Below are 17,090 nucleotides of genomic sequence, written 5' to 3'. Positions count from 1 at the left end.
GCGGAATAAAAACCACTTCTAAACCTCTAGGAGATAGTGATACAATGTCAAATGGGGGGAGGGTATGAACTATGGTTAATCAACGTATAAAGGAAATAACACTAATTACAATTGGTTCATTATTATTCGCAATTGGTATTAATTACTTTGCAATTCCAAACCGTTTATCGGAAGGTGGAATTATTGGTTTAACGGTTGTTACGTACTACTTATTTGATTGGTCACCAGGAATTGTGAACTTTGCTATAAATGCAATTTTACTAGCTGTTGGTTATAAATTTTTTGATAAGAAAACAATGATTTATACAATTTTAGGGATTGTAGAAACATCTTTGTTTTTATACGTTACAGAACATATTGAGTATCATGTAAATAGTGATACATTATTAGCAGCTTTATTTGCTGGTTTATTTGTGGGTATTGGATTAGGCTGTATGTTCAAAGCCGGAGGTACATCGGGAGGATCAGCAATCTTAGCTCAGTTAGCAAATCAATATTTAGGTTGGAGCGTAGGTAAAGGCGTACTAATTATTGATATTGTTGTAATTGCTGGTTCTGTATTTATAATAGGGCAAGAAAAGGCAATGTATACACTTGTAGCTGTGTTCATCGGAGCGAAGGTGATTGATTTCATTGTAGAAGGAATGGATACAAAAACGGCTGTTACGATTATTTCGAATCAACCAGATTTAATTCGTGAGGCTATTACGAAAAATATGACACGCGGTGTTACTGTATTAGAAGGGCGCGGCGGATATACTGGTAAAAATAAAGAAGTTTTATATGTTGTTATTAATAAACAAGAGCTTGTTAAGTTAAAACAAGTTATTAGCCGGGTAGATGAAGATGCTTTCGTTGTTATACATGATGTACGTGATGTACTTGGCGGTGGCTTTAAAGCAAGCTAAAAGGTGAACGAGTAAATTCGTTCACCTTTTTTAATTCTTACAAAAATGTAAGTGTAATGTAATGAGATTCAATAGTAGATTTTATTCCCCCTTTTTAAAATGGATGTATATATATCCTGCAGAGGAGGAATGTTTATTATGAAGAAAAAAATGATCACTACTATAATAGCGATGATAGTAATAGTAGTAATGTTACTGCCTACGAAACTTGGACCGGTTATCGATAAATATAATCCATTTTATAAGACGAAAGAATACTATACGGTTGTGAATACAATTGGTCAGCATATTGGTGATGAGTGGTATGAATATGAATTTATTGCATTCGATGAACGTGGTAGAGAGCAGAAAATAAAGAAAACGGTTAAGCATATGTTAAAGAGAGATGAAGCATTAAAGGTTTTTGCAAAAGGACGTTACGGTGAATCGATTGAAGAGATTGAGGTTGCAAATATTCCTATAAATGCGAAGAGCAAACTTTTAACGATGAGATAGTAAAATATACCCCCAGCTATTTTTTGTCGAAAATAAAAATACTGGGTAAGGGTATTTTTGAGATTAACAAAAAAGCCTTAGTACATATAGACTAAGGCTTTTTTATTATATAAAGGGGAAGGGGGTACATTGTAGTAGCATAGGTGAAAGGTATAAGAAGAGTAGCTACTAGCAATGTAATTTGGTTATGTGAGTGTTCTTCTTATTTGGCTTACTTTCTAACGTTATTGTACGAAATATAAGTAAGGGGAACTATCGAATTACATTACACATAACTTACAAACATGTAAGCCTTCTGTAATGTAATTCGATAGTTAAAAGATAGTAATTTTCATATAGTATAACTAGAAAGTCTCAATGTATTACTTTCTGTTTGTAATGAAGAATGAAAATCCAACTAATTTTTAATAATCCTCATCTGAATAAAGATGGGGATCTTTTTTAAAACCTTACAACATTGTAAGGTTTACGTAAGTTAATTCGATAGTAAATTTGTCATATTTTTTGCATAATAGATACAGATAGAAAAATAATTAGGGATCTAGTAAGAAGGGAGAAAAATGGGATGCGTAAAGAAGAAGTAGTGAAGTTACCAATTAAAGATTTCTGTAGCTACTTTACTGTTGCCGTAGTGTGTATTGGATTATTTGATATCATAACAAACTTAATTGTTAAATAATATAGATGCTAAAACAAGAAAGGAAGTCCTTTCTTGTTTTTTTTATGGGGGCATAAAGATGAAATGGATTGATAGTCATATACATGTTGATCAATATAAGGATGAAGAGAAGAGCAGATTACTAAAAGAGGTGGAAAATAGTAATGAAATAAAGGGGCTTATTGCAGTATCTATAAATTATCACTCTTGTAAGGAAACGTTATCTTTAGCGAAGAAGTATCCTTTTATATATCCAGCGATAGGGTTTCATCCAGAGCAACAGATTCATAAAGAGGAGTGTGAACAGATTTATCAACTTATTGAACAGAACGCAGAGGGAATTGTTGCGATTGGTGAAGTAGGTTTGCCCTATTATTTGAGAAAAGAAGATGAAAGGATTGCTGCAGATCCATACATAGCTGTATTGAAAAAATTTATAGAACTAGCTAGTAAGTATAATTTGCCGATTGTATTACACGTAGTTTATGAAGATGCTGACATTGTATGTGATTTGCTAGAGAAATATAAAGTTTCACGTGCACACTTCCATTGGTTTAAAGGAAGCGATGAAACAATGAAACGGATGATGAGAAATGGTTATTATATTTCGATTACACCGGATGTTTTACATAAGGAGAAGATTAGAAAAATCGTTTCGTATTATCCGCTTGAATATATGATGGTAGAAACAGATGGACCGTGGGGATTTCAAGAGGGTGTTATAACGCATCCAAGAATGATTCGAGAGGTATTAAAGGAAATTAGTTCTATAAAAAACATATCCATCGATAAGGTCGCAGAAACAATATATGAAAATACAAGTCGATTTTATTTGAAAGGATAGGAGAATTATAGTTTTAATCATGTAACGGAAAAAGTAAAAGTTGAATTTATTTAATAAAATGCCACGGTTTGATATAGGACAAAAAACCACCAAGCGTTCCGCTCGGTGGTTTTGTATTAGGATTCTAATTTTTTCGCGCGTTTTAATAATAAAAGAAAGACAATAATAACGAATCCTAGTATAAGGAAGAAGCCATATTGCTTTATATAATCAATTATGTCATTTGCACTTGTTGGTTTTTTAACGTGAATGCCTTCTTTATTCGTAGTAATATGAATATCTTTCATTTTTACTTCATTCTTTTCCTTTTGTAAATCAATCCATTCTATATTTGGAATACTTTCTAGATCCTTTAACACTTCTTTTAATGGTTTCACACCTAAGTAAGGATGATAGAATGCTCCAATAATCCCATCGGATAATTTAGCAACAGATAAAGCATTTTCTTTCATTTTAGCAATAGCTTGTGGCTTATCTTCTTCAATAAAACCGACTGTTTCAGGCATTAATTTCATTCCATGTAGAAATGATGGTGTACTTCTATATGCTGGAGAGTGCATGGATTTCCAAGTTGTATCACTTAACTGTAGTTGTCCTACATAAGTTGAAAAGTATCTTGATAATATTTCATACCCTTTTTGAGACATTGTGTAATGAGGTGCTTCAAAGGCGACAGGATATAGTTTAGCATCTACAAGTTCTTGAATCCCCTTTTCGATATGATCTGTCGTATATTTTTCCTCAAACTCTTCCCCCTTTTTTACATATTGGTTATATGACTCTATATTTGGAAATTCATCTTTTGTCTTCGGTTTTTCATGTTTCGGTTGGCGAATTGGTTGATCCGTCTTTACGTCCCAAAATTCAAAACCTTCCCCAGTTTCACTATCATAAAATTGATGAGTGTAACCATGCATAATAATCGCTGCGCCATCATCTTGCATAGAGCGTAAAAGATCGACTAGTTCGGGTTTATCTTTTAAATGTAGTGTTTTACCTGTATCTGGATCTGTATATACAGGAATAACAGTGATCATGTAAGGAATCTTCTTCTCTTTTAGTAATTCAGCAATTTCTTTCAATTGATTTATATCTGCTGCTGGGTGAACATCCTCAAGACGTAAATAAGCTAATTTTTTATTTGTTTCGGGTTTTTGCTGAAAATAAGAAAATAGGCTTTCGCCAATATAATAAGATATCCAATCAAAGAGGTTAGAAGTTGCTACATAATAAGAATTATTTTGCTGTACAATTAATGGATAAGTATTATTTCCTCTTAAAGCATGGGCGAGAATTGTTCCATTTGTGTCAAGTTGTTTAATTTTTCTTTCTTCTTCTAATATATTCTTTAGTTTACGTGTTGGATATTCAATTGTATCAGAGTTTATATCTTCATTTTTAAGTGTGATAAATGAAAAACGATTAGATAACTGTTCTATATTTTGACCTAAAACTAGTAATGGTCCTGGGAATCCTTCTAGAAATTTCTTTGCTTCAGTAGAAAGTTCTTCTTGTTTTTCACTCATGTAAATAACATGTGTATACGAAGATTTATCAGTTATTTCAGCTAACTGTTTTATGTTTTTAATTGTTATATTATTAGTGAAATGTCCTACTTGTGTATTAAGTATTTGGATATCACTTGTAATTTGATCATCGTTTGAACTGTATAAAATAAGGGTTTTTGGTTGTTCGGTTTTTTGTGCGGAAATAGGGACAGGAATTAATAGTAGTAAACTAAATAAGAGTAACAGCCATTTTTTCATATTATTATTCTCCTAGTTTATATTTAGAATTCAATTTACAATTATATACAATAAATGCGTTATAGTCTATGAAAGTTACATTTTTGCACGTATTTACCAGCTGTTTTTTCACAAAATCGGTCTAAAGCATGATGATAATACGTATAGTTATTTGCTATGATAAAAGAGTAGTAGAATGTAGGTAATTGTAAAGGGAAGGCTGAAAGGGGACAAATTTCAGCGGAGAAAGAGGTAGAGGTAGTGAAGAAATTCTTTGTAGGATTTTTAGTTGTTCTTGGAGTATATTTATATTTCCAAGGAAAGTCTGAAGGAATGGATAAGCTAGTGAATGGAACAAGCTATGTTGATTCAGAAGAAGCAAAACAGATGAAACAAATCATTATAGAGGAAGCGAAGAAAGTAAATCTTCCGGAATGGATACCTCTTGCAATTGCTGAGCATGAAAGTCGATTAAATCCAAGAAGTGTTGGAGATAATGGAACTTCATTCGGATTGTTTCAACTACACCGCGGCGGCGGGCTTGCACCAGAACATTTAACTGATGATGAGCTGAAAGATCCACGTACAAATGCGCAAATTGCAATGCCGCATTTAATGAAAGGATATAAGCGTGGGGTGCAAAAAGGTTTGACTGATTTTGCATTACTGAAATATATAGCGAATACATCTGGATGGCCAGGGAATTTAGGGCCAGAGTGGACGGATAATAACATGAAGTATAACATCGGATTAGAAGATGTGTACTATCGAAATAAAGGTGTAATTAAAGAGTAGGTTTTGATACCTACTCTATTTTTTTTTGATAATCGTTTCATTTTGTGAAATACTCCGCTAGTTGTATTTTTACGTATTCTAGTTTTGTGGAAACTTGAGGTATTTTATATCCTACATACAGCGGTGAAACGACAAACCTAGGAACAACTTTACAAATGATTTTTCCATTTAAGTAATAGAAGAATAAGTTATAACTACTGCATCCTTTATGGAAATCTGTCAGTATGTAACGTACAGTTTGCTGAATGTAATTTGCCATGTCATCTATATATGAAATATTATCAATGATTATATTGAATTCAGTGAAGCCAATAATGGGACGCTCTGAAATATTAAGCTCAATGCGTTCATTTTTTTGAACAATTACCCCTTGGAAATTTTCTTCTTCAATATTTTCAAGATAATCTACATATTTCATTCCGATAATTTGCATGTGTGCATGATGCAAACTTCCACCTGAAAATGGACCGTGATTTTTGTATAAAATTACAGATGCGAACTCTTCTTTCTTCTGTAAGTGTAACCAATGTTGAATAGAAAATTGCATTAATTTCCGCATATGTTCTTCTGTATATGTTGCGATATGATCTTCGCAATTATCGGTTTCAATTAACACTGTTTGAAATGTATCTTGTAATGTAGGAAATTTATTTTTTAACCAAATAATAGAACCATCAGTTGCTAAAATATCCGTTAAATGTTCTGTATCGCAAAATGGACATGCAGCGCTTCTATTACGAATACTTTCTGGTTTTTGTTTACCGATATCGTTTAAAAAATATAGTTGTTGTGTATCCATTTATATATATGCCCCTTTAAAATATGTGTAAAAATCCCGCTTAATACATTCGGGAAAAGGAGAAGGAAATCCTCTAAAGGAATATGGGGAAAAATAAAAGACAAGATATCCTCATTACGATAGGGTACCTTGTCTTTTATTTTTTCTCTAATAGTGTGTATGGATAATATAGAACATTTTCAGTATTTTTCTTTTTTCTATTTTTTATTGTGTATAAGGTAATTGCTGTGCTTGCAATTATAATAATGGCTTTCTTCATATTCATATACCCCTTTTTATTGTTGGTTTAATTCTTGGCTAACTGCTTTTGCATCGACCAAAGCGTGTAAAATCATTTTTACCATGTTCATCATATTTCTTCACTCCTTTTTATAGTTCATTTAGTTCTTTTACAACTGCTTGTCCGTTCACTAATACCTCAAAGATTGCTTTTACGATTTCTTTTATCATGTTTGTTTCCTCCTTTTGTTTGTCTCTCTTGTTTACATCTTTATTGTATAGGGAGGCATCTTTTCGTACTATCGCTTTCCATTACGTGAACATAACAGTTTTGTAAGATTTGATGTCACTCATTGAAATGTTTAGTCTATCTTCATTATTTTCAGAAAAATGACTATTCAAACATGAAATAGGGAAGTATAATAAAGAAGTAAGTATTAAATTCCGTACGAAAGGGGTGAATGAGATGAAACGTTCTTTAGCTGCACGTGCCAAATTTTTAGATTTTATCTATTTTTGTCGTGCGATTTTTCATGATGTAGTTGTTAACGGGATACGTATGCCCTTTTTTAACAATTGCATAGTGACTATTGAACGATAGGAATCTCTTCACCCATTTTTAATAAACGTGTGAAAAGGGAGCTATTTGGCTTCCTTTTTCTATGCCGAAAACCATGGGGAATGTTTCTTTCTCATGGTTTTTTATATTGAAAGGAGTACGGAAAATGACTATTTGTAGTGTAAATAATGTAACGAAATCTTTTGGTGGAAACATCATATTTGAAAATATATCGCTTGAAATAAAGAATGGTGAACGTGTTGGGTTAGTTGGTCGTAACGGTAGTGGGAAGACAACAATCTTTGGGCTTCTAACGGGAATGGAGAGTTTGGATGCAGGAGCTATCCATATGAAGAAAGGTACACGTATTGGTCATGTCGCACAAATTCCGAAGTTTGATGAGGCCATGACTGTATATGATGTATTGAGTTCCGCTTTTAAAGTAGAAAAGGAATTAGAAAAAGAAATGCATGCTCTAGAAAAAAATATGGCAGAAGAGCAGGAACAATCTTCTTTGCAAAAGCTAATGGAGAGATACGGAGTAATTCAAGAAAAGTTTGCGTTCCTTGGTGGTTATGAAATAGAAGCAAATATAATGAAGGTAGCAAATGGCTTACAAGTGACAGACTTATTTTCAAGAGTATTTACGGAATTAAGTGGAGGAGAACAGACGAAAGTAAGCCTTGCATATATGCTATTGCAGAAACCAGATTTACTTCTATTAGATGAGCCAACAAATCATTTAGATTTATTTGCAGTTGAATGGTTAGAGCAATTTTTAAAAGAATACACTGGAACAGTTATGGTTATTTCACATGATCGTTATTTCCTTGATGAAGTTGTAACGAAAATTTTTGATTTGGAAGATGGAGAGATTCACGTGTACCATACGAATTATTCTCAGTTCGTTGAGGAGAAGGAAGAAAGATTACTTCAAGAGTTTCAAGCTTATCAAGAGCAGCAAAAGAAAATAAAGAAAATGAAAGAAGCAATTAAGCGTCTACGTGAATGGGCAAATCAAGCGAACCCTCCGAATGAAGGATTGCATAAAAGAGCGAGAAATATGGAACGTGCGTTAGAACGTATAGAGAAATTAAAGAGGCCAATCTTAGAACGAAAACAGATGGGTCTTCAGTTTGAAGGGCAAGAGAGAAGCGGTAAAGATGTTGTTGTAATGAAAGAAGTGAGCAAAGGTTTTGCTGGCCGACCTTTATTTGAACAAGCGAATTTACATGTTCGTTTTCAAGAGCGTGCTGCTATCGTTGGTCGCAACGGCACAGGGAAGACCACTTTACTAAAATTACTATTAAAAGAAATGGAACCAGAAGCTGGCGCAATTAGGGTTGGTAGTAGTGTGAAAATCGGTTATTTATCACAGCATACGTATGAAAATATGAAGAGTAATGTATTGGAAGCATTCAGGGAGAATGTGGCTGTAACAGAGGGAGAAGCAAGACATATATTAGCTAAGTTTTTATTTTATGGTCCAGCAGTATTTAAGAAAGTAACGCAACTTAGTGGTGGAGAAAAAATGAGGTTAAGACTTGCGCAACTTATGTATCAAGACATCAATTTTCTAATTTTAGATGAGCCGACAAACCATCTTGATATTGAATCAAGAGAAGTTTTAGAGGAAGCCCTTGAGCAATATAACGGGACGATTTTAGCTGTTTCACACGATCGATATTTTTTAAATAAGTTATTTGAAAAGACGTACTGGATTGATGAATGTAAATTATTTGAGTTTGCAGGAAACTATGCATGGGCTCGTCAAAAGTGGGAAGAAAAGCTTGAGAAGCAAGTAATAAAGCAGAAACGCCAAGGAAAAAAAAGTGTTGAAACGGTTCCTGTAAAAGAGAAAGAAGCTAGGAATCTTGAAGAGATTGAAAACGAGTTAATGCATGTAGAAGAAGATGTATATGCAATAGAATGTGAAATGGAACATGTAGCTGATGTTGAAAGACTTGAAAAATTATATGAGGAAAAAACGAAGAAAGAGTTGTTACGAGCAGAGTTATATAATGAATTAGAGAATATTGTGGAGTAATGAGTAGAAAGCCACTTCCTTTCAGTTTTGCTGGAGGAAGTGGCTTTTTTCATAATGATATTTGGCTTTAAAGGTTAAATAAAGCGATGTGTTTCACGTGAAACAGTAACTTAGATAAATTCGTGTTCCTCAATTTGCATAGCTTGTGAAACATATGAAATGATAAGGTGAAAAATAAATGTCATTAGTGGTTTTTCGATAGGAGTAATTACAAAAACAAAGGCTAATTATTTCCCGAGAGATAAAGTGAGACTTTAATCAGTCCTCACGAATCGGGCTTTTACGGGCAGCACGCCCCCCACCTAACTTCTTTGCTTTCGCTGAATTTTGAGGTGAGGGTCTTACTGACCGGAAAATAGTGGGATAAATATGTGTAAAAGAGACTAGTGAATGAAAACGAAAAGAGAGCAAAGTTACAGCTTTACGCGCTGAACTCTGCTCTCTTTTTGCGTGGTATCTTCTCTCGTTGAAATTATAATAGCGATCCCGAGCATGATAAAAAAAGCTAAAAAGAGGACGAACTTTGGGAAGAACGGGAATAGTAATAGCGCCCCGACTATCATAATTGTTAATAATACGTAGTGCAGGACGTATTGGAATAGGTTGTCCATATTTTCGCCCCCTTTTTGGTAATTGGTTATTAGTATTCTATGTTTCATGCTGAAGAAATAGAAGTAGATTTTTAAGTTTTTAATACGAATTATAGCTGAGTTTTCTTAAAGTATAAGGATAGAGTGATAATTTTGGAAAAATTCTCAAAATATTTATTTAGAAAGAATTGACAAAATATACTGAACGATATAAGCTAATAACCATAAAGTCTACCGGAAAGGTCGGAATAAGATTGTTACCCCTCAAAAACATCTATTTTTTTTCTGATTAAAACCGACTTTTCCGATTGGCTATAAATGTGCTGTGGGAGGCATACATAAGCTAATAAGTTCAAAGGGTATAACTATTAAACAGTTAGGGTGGGGACAATGAAGAAAAAGACAAAAAAATGGGCTGGTGTATTTTCAGTATTACTTAGTAGTTCGCTTGTGTTATCTGCTTGTGGGGGACAGGAGGATACGGCTTCTACAGAACCGGTTAAACAGCAGGATTTAAAAAATGTGAAAATTGAAAAGATCGCTGCGACAGATAAAACGAAAGTGCCAGACAAAGCGAAGAATAGAAAAGATACGTTAGTAGTTGGTATTAGTAAGCCAGGCGGCGTATTTTTACCATACTTCCAACAAAATGGTTGGGATGGAAACGTAACTTCAGTTATTTTTGCATCTCTCGTATCAACCGATAAACAAGGGAAACCAATTCCAGAATTAGCTGAGAAGTGGGACGTTTCTTCTGATCAGTTAACATATACATTCCATTTACGTAAAGATTTGAAATTTAGTGATGGATCGCCATTAACGGCGGATGATGTAGCTTTCACATTGACGCTTTTACATGATAAGGCATATGAGGGTGAAGTAGATATCTCTCAATATGCGGTTAAAGGTGGTAAAGAATATAAAGAAGGAAAAGCAACTTCAATTGAAGGTATTCAAGTTGTTGATCCACAAACAATTAAAATTACAACTGAAAAAGTGAATTCACAAGCTATATTTGTTTTAGGAGGTACAGTACTATCAAAAGCTTATTATGGAAAAGATTATAAGCAAAATACAAGCTTAGATTACTTAAAAGATTTATATGGAAAGCCATTAGCTGCGGGTCCATATAAATTTGAAAAGTATATTCCAGGTCAAGAAGTTCGTTTTGTAGCAAACGAAAATTATTATGCGGGTAAACCAAAAATTCAAAACTTCATTTATAAAATTACTTCTGGTGATACGAAGCTTCAGTTGTTCCAAACAGGAGAAGTTGACCATACTGGCTTAGGTACTGGTGATGAGGTTCTTGAACAGGCTAAGGCTTTAGAATTCGCAAATATCCAAATCGAAACAGCACCGTCATATAGTTATATTTATATGAATAATAATAAGCCTTACTTAAAGGATAAAAAGGTTCGCCAAGCACTTATTTACGGATTAGACCGCAAAAAATATGTTGATACAGCGTTAAAAGGGTACGGTACAGTAGCCAATGTACCAATTCATCCAACTTCTTGGGCTTATACGGAAGAAGGAGTTAATAAATACGAATACGATAAAGAAAAAGCGAAAAAATTATTAGATGAAGCAGGGTGGAAAGTTGGTTCGGATGGAATTCGTGAAAAAGATGGTCAAAAATTAAAACTTTCTTATTTCGGTCCAAGTTCGGCTAAAGATAGTGATTTATTAATTCCGATTGCGAAAGAGAATTATAAAGAAATAGGTGTAGAGTTTAATCCTGAATTTATGGACTTTAATACGATGCTTTCTAAGGTAAACAAAGGGGATTATGATTTAGCTTCTGTTTCGACACCGATTACAAGTGACCCGAGTGAAACAGCTGGTGAATATTTGTCTACTGCAAATGAAACTAGTCTTGGTTATAAGAATGCAAAAGTAGATGAGCTAATTCAAAAAGGTATTGAAACTGTAGATATCGAAAAGCGTAAACCTATTTATAAAGAATTGTATAAAGAATTAAGTGATGATCCACCAGTAATTCTATTAAACTACCGTAGAACAATTACTGGTTATAACGGGAATATAAAAGGAATTGATCCTGAAAAGTACAACAGTATTAGTGCAAACTTACCAGTATTATCATTTGAAAAATAACGATAAGAATGTATAAGTAGAAGACATTTTTTCATTCGGTTAGTAATGTGCCGCTTTGAAAAAATGTTCTTCTATTTTAAGCATAAGATTGGAGAGAAAAAGGGTGAAAACATATATTGTTCGTAGGTTGTTACAAATGATTCCTACACTGCTTGGTACATCAATTATTATCTTCGTCCTGTTCGCACTTCTTCCTGGGGATTATATTGATTCAAATCCGAAAATTACACCGGAAAGAGCAGCTGAACTGAGGGAATTATATGGGTTGAACAAACCGATTGTTGAGCGTTATTTTCATTGGTTAGGTAATGCATTGCAAGGGGACTTTGGCTTCTCGCTTCAATATCAAGAGCCTGTAACGTCATTATTAAATAAATTTATTTGGAATTCTTTTAGTGTAGCAATTATTGCATTGTTTTTTATTTGGCTAATTGCACTTATTATCGGTGTATTCTCGGCGACGAAGCAACATTCTTTGTTCGATAAACTTGTAACAATCGGTGTTTTTGCAGCAATGTCATTCCCTTCATTCTTTATCGGTTTGTTTTTAATTAAGGTGTTTGCGGTTGACTTTAAGTTATTACCGATAGGTGGAATGATTGATGTTGGCAGTAATTCAACAGGATTTGCTTACGTGATAGAAGTTGCAAAACATATGATTTTACCAGTATTTATTTTGACACTTCTTGGGGTCGGCTCGCTAACTCGTTATTTTAGAACAAGTATGTTAGAGGTTGTAAGACAAGATTACATACGAACAGCAAGAGCGAAAGGTTTGAAGGAGAAGACGGTTATTTATAAGCATGCATTAAAAAATGCAATTTTACCGGCAATTACGTTATTAGCATTTGAATTACCTGGCTTGTTTTCTGGGGCAATTATTATTGAACAAATTTTTAACTGGCCAGGGATTGGTAATATTCAATTAGAAGCATTAAATTTCCGTGACTATACAGTATTGATGGCATTTACGATGTTTCTTTCTTGTTTAACAATCGTTTCAAACTTTTTAGCAGATATCGTATATGCAGTTGTTGATCCACGAATTCGGTTGAAGTAAGGTGGGGAAAGAAATGGAGACTGTTACAGTAATTACAGAAAAAAAAGAAAAAAAGAGAAGAAACGCATCATCACCATGGCGACAAGCTTTTAAAAAGATAAAGAAAAATAAGATGGCACTTGTAGGGTTTTATGCATTAATTTTTATGTTTTTATTTTGTTTTATCGGTCCGTTCTTTTCTCCATATGCATCAGGAAAAATACAAGTTGCGCTCATTAACAAACCACCTAGTTTTTCTCATTGGCTTGGTACAGATCAATTAGGAAGAGACATTTTAACAAGGCTTATGCAAGCGGGACGTATTTCATTAACCATTGGTTTAGCTTCAATGGTTTTATCAGTTATACTTGGAGCTTTATTAGGAGCGATTGCAGGTTTTTATCGTGGTATTGTGGACAATATTATTATGCGGCTTGCAGATATTTTAATGTCGATGCCAGGATTACCGTTACTTATTATAATGGGTGCGATTTTATCAGAGTGGAAAGTACCGTCTGATTATCGGTTGTATGTCATTATGATTATTTTAAGTTTAGTAGGTTGGCCAGGGCTTGCACGCCTTGTAAGAGGGCAAATTTTATCACTTAGGGAGCAAGCATTTATGCAAGCTGCTGATGTGTTAGGAATAAAAGATTACCGGAAAATTATATATCACTTAATACCTAATGTTTTACCCATTTTAATTGTCGTATCTACATTAGGTGTTGCAGGTTCTATTTTGGGAGAATCCGCGCTAAGCTACTTAGGTCTCGGCGTCGTCCCACCTACACCATCATGGGGGAATATGATTAGCGCAGCTAACTCATTAATTGATTTTCAAAAGCGTCCGTGGTTATGGATTCCTCCTGGTTTCGCAATCTTTATAACAGTTGTATCCATTAATTTACTTGGTGATGCACTTCGTGATGCGTTAGATCCAAAGATGAGACGGTAGGTGAGAGAATATGAGTAAAGCGGTAGTAGAGCTGAAAGACTTACAAACACACTTTCAAACGGAGGAAGGAACAGTAAAGGCTGTAAATCATGTTAGTTTTGCTGTTCGAGAAGGTGAAACTGTTTGTGTTGTAGGTGAATCAGGTTGCGGGAAAAGTGTAACAGCTTTATCTATTATGGGGCTTATTGCTGAATCAGGTAGTGTAGTAGGCGGAGATATTCTATATGAGGGAAAAAGTCTTTTAGGAATGAAAGAGAAAGAGCTTCGTAGTTTACGAGGTAATGATATTGCGATGATTTTCCAAGAACCGATGACATCGCTGAATCCGGTCTTCACTGTAGGGGAACAAATTGTAGAGACGTTAAGGGAGCATGAACTGCTTAGTAAAAATGAAGCATATAAGAAGGCTATTGAATTAATTCGTAAAGTTGGCATAGCTCGTGCGGATGAAATCGTCCATTCTTATCCACATGAACTGAGTGGTGGTATGTTACAACGTATTATGATTGCTGTTGCGCTTAGTTGTAATCCTAAGTTATTAATTGCTGATGAACCGACAACGGCTCTTGATGTTACGATCCAAGCTCAAATATTAGACTTATTAAGACAAGTAAAAGAAGAGTTTAAAACATCCATTTTACTAATTACACATGATTTAGGCGTCGTAGCAGAAATGGCTGATTACGTTGTTGTTATGTATGGCGGGAAAGTTATTGAAGAAGGCCCAGTACTAGAGATATTCCAAAATCCGAAACACCCGTATACGAAAGGCTTGTTGAAATCAAAACCAGTGATGGGAAAACGAATAGATAAACTATATTCTATTCCAGGGCAAGTTCCTAATTTAGTTGGTTTGGATGAGTTTTGCTACTTTAGCGGGCGTTGTGAGCATTGTATGGAAATATGTGAAAAAGAAGTCCCAAATCTAAATGTAAATGATGAAAATCATAAAGTAGCTTGCTGGTTATATGAGGAGCGTGCGGAGCAATGAGTGAACCATTATTAGAGGTAAAAAACCTAAAGACATATTTTCCAATTAAAGGTGGCATATTTAGTAGAACGATCGGACATGTAAAAGCAGTTGATGGAGTAAGTTTTACTATTAATAAAGGCGAAGTGTTTGGTCTCGTTGGCGAATCAGGGAGCGGAAAAACAACGATAGGAAAAACAATTTTACGTCTCGTTCAAAAAACAGAGGGGGAAGTGAAGTTTAAAGGGAAAGATGTTCATTCTTTATCCAAGGATGAATTGAGAAAACATCGCCCTAATATGCAGCTCGTTTTCCAAGATCCATTTAGCTCATTAAATCCGAGAATGAGAATTGGAGAAGCACTTGGAGAGCCGATGTTGGCCCACGGATTAGCGACGAAAGAAAAGGTTCGTGAAAAGGTAATTGAAGTATTGGAGTTATGTGGCTTAGCTCCTTATCATATTGACAGGTATCCCCATGAGTTTTCTGGTGGACAACGTCAACGTATCGTAATAGCAAGAGCTATGGTATTAAATCCAGAATTCATTGTAGCTGATGAACCTGTGGCGGCACTAGATGTATCTATCCAAGCACAAATTATTAATTTATTTAGTGAGTTACAGGAGAAAAAGGGATTATCTTATTTATTCATTTCACATGATTTGAGTGTAGTAGAACATTTATGTACGAAAATCGGAATTATGTATTTAGGTACGATTGTGGAGACGGCGCCGCGTGATGAGTTATTTACCAATCCGCTACATCCGTATACAAAAGCATTGTTATCAGCCGTTCCAATACCAGATCCAACAGTGAAGCGAGAGCGAATTATACTAGAAGGGGATATTCCAAGTCCAGCAAATCCACCTTCAGGTTGTCGTTTTCATACACGTTGCCCGTTTGCAACAGATGTTTGTAAAAAAACAATACCAGAATTTCGTAATGTTGGTGATGATCATTTTGTTTCTTGTCATCATGTATAAAAAAAGGACTCTTTCAAATGGAAAGAGTCCTTTTTTTATTTACTAGATGAAGTTTGTTTCAATACAAATTGCTCGATTGCGTGAGCAACACCATGTTCATTGTTTGTTAATGTTACAACATCACATAGTTTTTTTACATCTTCTTCAGCGTTGCCCATTGCAACAGATAAGCCTGCTACTTCTAACATTGGTACATCATTAAAATTATCACCAATAGCAACTGTATCTTCAATAGGAATATTAAAATGAGCTGCCATCTGCTGTAGCCCGTTTCCTTTATGTCCATTCTTATCCATAATTTCTAAGTTAGTAGGAGCTGATGCTGTAACCATAATATCAGCGTCTTCTTGTAACACGCTTAATAGCTGTGCGCGATGCGCTGCATTAAATGTTGAAATGAAGAATTTAGATATTTCTAGTTCTTGGTTATTTACAACATCTTCTATTTTTTTGAAATCAGTAATTAAGTTCGATTTCTTTTGCTTTTCTGTAATTCGTTCAAGTTCCTCTAATGTAACATCGAGCGCCTGCTTATTTTCTTCGAACGCTTGCATCACTTGATCTTGCCATGTATATGGAGAATAAACTCCTTTATTTGTATATAACTTATATGGGAAACTTTCAGATTCTAGTAATTTTGCAAGTTTGTACACTTTGTCGTTTTGTATACAACGCGAGTTAATTACTTTTCCATCCACATAAACAATGGCCCCATTGCTTGCTCCGACTGGAAGAGATAATTTATATTCTTCCAATAGCTTTAAAGCATCCTCTTTCGCACGACCAGAACAAATCATTACAATATGACCAGCTTCTTGTGCAGTTTGGATTGCTTGTAGGTTTTCTTTGGAGATTTCAAGATTAGATGATAGTAGTGTACCATCCATATCTAATGCGATTAATTTCAAAATGACCACCTCTTTGTTTTTATTATACATAGTTATATAGAGGAAACATATAAACTTATCTTGGAAAGACGGTATTTTATCTCATATTAAAAGTAAGTAAAGATTAGATAGGTTTAGTGTCACTAAATAAACTGTTTGTAACAAAAATAGAGAGGAGTATGACTATATTTCACTTTATGACTGTAATATTACATGAATGTTACAAACGTGAGCTTAGTGAAAAGTGCATTAAATAAAGGTTTTTGGGGATTATTATAAAAAAACGTAAAAAAAGTGTAATAAATTTCACGTTATTATATTGCAACGTAACAATAGTTATGTTACATTAACGTTACAAACGTTACGTTATCAAATTTAATGTAACGTTAACATAAAAACTATGAAATAAACATTTCTTAGAAATTACATATAGATAACTTATGAAAAGGGAGGATAAATGATATGAAAGAGCAAGTATT

The 17,090-nt window shown here is 34.2% G+C and carries 16 protein-coding genes; 11 read left to right on the top strand and 5 right to left on the bottom strand.

Annotated features, from left to right (window positions below):
- Window positions 1-71 precede the first annotated feature (71 nt).
- The 3 genes from CN409_RS28920 to CN409_RS28905 all read left to right on the top strand — a co-directional run bounded on the left by CN409_RS28920 (window position 72) and on the right by CN409_RS28905 (window position 2,905).
- Window positions 72-908, top strand: coding sequence for a YitT family protein (locus CN409_RS28920; RefSeq protein ID WP_000248045.1), 837 nt, complete (start codon window positions 72-74; stop codon window positions 906-908).
- Window positions 909-1,046: 138 nt separating this feature from the next.
- Window positions 1,047-1,403, top strand: a complete 357-nt coding sequence (locus CN409_RS28915; RefSeq protein ID WP_000728422.1) for a YxeA family protein — start codon at window positions 1,047-1,049, stop codon at window positions 1,401-1,403.
- 737 nt (window positions 1,404-2,140) lie between these two features.
- The gene (locus tag CN409_RS28905; RefSeq protein ID WP_097981859.1) at window positions 2,141-2,905 is read left to right on the top strand and encodes a TatD family hydrolase; all 765 of its coding nucleotides are present in this window, start codon (window positions 2,141-2,143) and stop codon (window positions 2,903-2,905) included.
- Window positions 2,906-3,021: 116 nt separating this feature from the next.
- Here the strand turns inward: CN409_RS28905 and CN409_RS28900 are convergent, their stop codons facing one another.
- On the bottom strand, window positions 3,022-4,671 hold the full coding sequence (locus CN409_RS28900; RefSeq protein WP_097981860.1) for a DUF2334 domain-containing protein: 1,650 nt from the start codon (window positions 4,669-4,671) through the stop codon (window positions 3,022-3,024).
- Window positions 4,672-4,911: 240 nt separating this feature from the next.
- Between CN409_RS28900 and CN409_RS28895 the strand changes: the two genes are divergently transcribed.
- Window positions 4,912-5,445, top strand: a complete 534-nt coding sequence (locus CN409_RS28895; protein WP_000713249.1) for a transglycosylase SLT domain-containing protein — start codon at window positions 4,912-4,914, stop codon at window positions 5,443-5,445.
- A gap of 37 nt (window positions 5,446-5,482) precedes the next feature.
- Here the strand turns inward: CN409_RS28895 and CN409_RS28890 are convergent, their stop codons facing one another.
- Entirely contained in the window at window positions 5,483-6,244 is a 762-nt protein-coding gene (locus CN409_RS28890; RefSeq protein WP_002162952.1) for a DUF4931 domain-containing protein, read from the bottom strand.
- 136 nt (window positions 6,245-6,380) lie between these two features.
- Window positions 6,381-6,509 (bottom strand): hypothetical protein, encoded by a 129-nt coding sequence (locus CN409_RS28885; RefSeq protein ID WP_002083998.1) that lies wholly within the window; start codon window positions 6,507-6,509, stop codon window positions 6,381-6,383.
- Between the two features lie 420 nt (window positions 6,510-6,929).
- Here CN409_RS28885 and CN409_RS32475 point away from each other — a divergent pair, with 420 nt between their 5' ends.
- Window positions 6,930-7,064 carry an RAxF-45 family protein gene (locus CN409_RS32475; protein ID WP_000830643.1) on the top strand — a complete coding sequence of 45 codons (135 nt, stop codon included), beginning with the start codon at window positions 6,930-6,932 and terminating at the stop codon, window positions 7,062-7,064.
- 124 nt (window positions 7,065-7,188) lie between these two features.
- A complete protein-coding gene (gene abc-f, locus CN409_RS28875; protein WP_000150887.1) occupies window positions 7,189-9,069 on the top strand; it encodes a ribosomal protection-like ABC-F family protein in 1,881 nt (626 codons plus the stop codon).
- Between the two features lie 413 nt (window positions 9,070-9,482).
- Here abc-f and CN409_RS28865 read toward each other — a convergent pair whose 3' ends face one another.
- Window positions 9,483-9,680 carry a hypothetical protein gene (locus tag CN409_RS28865; RefSeq protein ID WP_000369259.1) on the bottom strand — a complete coding sequence of 66 codons (198 nt, stop codon included), beginning with the start codon at window positions 9,678-9,680 and terminating at the stop codon, window positions 9,483-9,485.
- Between the two features lie 369 nt (window positions 9,681-10,049).
- Between CN409_RS28865 and CN409_RS28860 the strand changes: the two genes are divergently transcribed.
- The 5 genes from CN409_RS28860 (at window position 10,050) to CN409_RS28840 (ending at window position 15,724) form a co-directional block, all read left to right on the top strand.
- The gene (locus CN409_RS28860) at window positions 10,050-11,777 is read left to right on the top strand and encodes an ABC transporter substrate-binding protein (protein WP_000730687.1); all 1,728 of its coding nucleotides are present in this window, start codon (window positions 10,050-10,052) and stop codon (window positions 11,775-11,777) included.
- 103 nt (window positions 11,778-11,880) lie between these two features.
- Entirely contained in the window at window positions 11,881-12,837 is a 957-nt protein-coding gene (locus CN409_RS28855) for an ABC transporter permease (protein ID WP_000860748.1), read from the top strand.
- 13 nt (window positions 12,838-12,850) lie between these two features.
- Window positions 12,851-13,771 (top strand): oligopeptide ABC transporter permease, encoded by a 921-nt coding sequence (opp4C, locus tag CN409_RS28850; protein WP_000451075.1) that lies wholly within the window; start codon window positions 12,851-12,853, stop codon window positions 13,769-13,771.
- A 10-nt stretch (window positions 13,772-13,781) separates the two neighbouring features.
- Window positions 13,782-14,762, top strand: a complete 981-nt coding sequence (locus CN409_RS28845) for an ABC transporter ATP-binding protein (protein ID WP_097981861.1) — start codon at window positions 13,782-13,784, stop codon at window positions 14,760-14,762.
- Entirely contained in the window at window positions 14,759-15,724 is a 966-nt protein-coding gene (locus CN409_RS28840) for an ABC transporter ATP-binding protein (RefSeq protein ID WP_097981863.1), read from the top strand. Before CN409_RS28845 ends, CN409_RS28840 begins: the two co-directional genes overlap by 4 nt.
- A gap of 35 nt (window positions 15,725-15,759) precedes the next feature.
- Here the strand turns inward: CN409_RS28840 and CN409_RS28835 are convergent, their stop codons facing one another.
- Window positions 15,760-16,632, bottom strand: a complete 873-nt coding sequence (locus CN409_RS28835; RefSeq protein ID WP_000766426.1) for a Cof-type HAD-IIB family hydrolase — start codon at window positions 16,630-16,632, stop codon at window positions 15,760-15,762.
- Between the last annotated feature and the right edge of the window lie 458 nt (window positions 16,633-17,090).

It is taken from the genome of Bacillus sp. AFS012607 (genome assembly GCF_002558005.1).
Lineage (GTDB): Bacteria > Bacillota > Bacilli > Bacillales > Bacillaceae_G > Bacillus_A > Bacillus_A thuringiensis_S.
The sequence above is the reverse complement of the archived record's forward strand: the minus strand, read 5'-3'. Positions and strand labels throughout refer to the sequence as shown.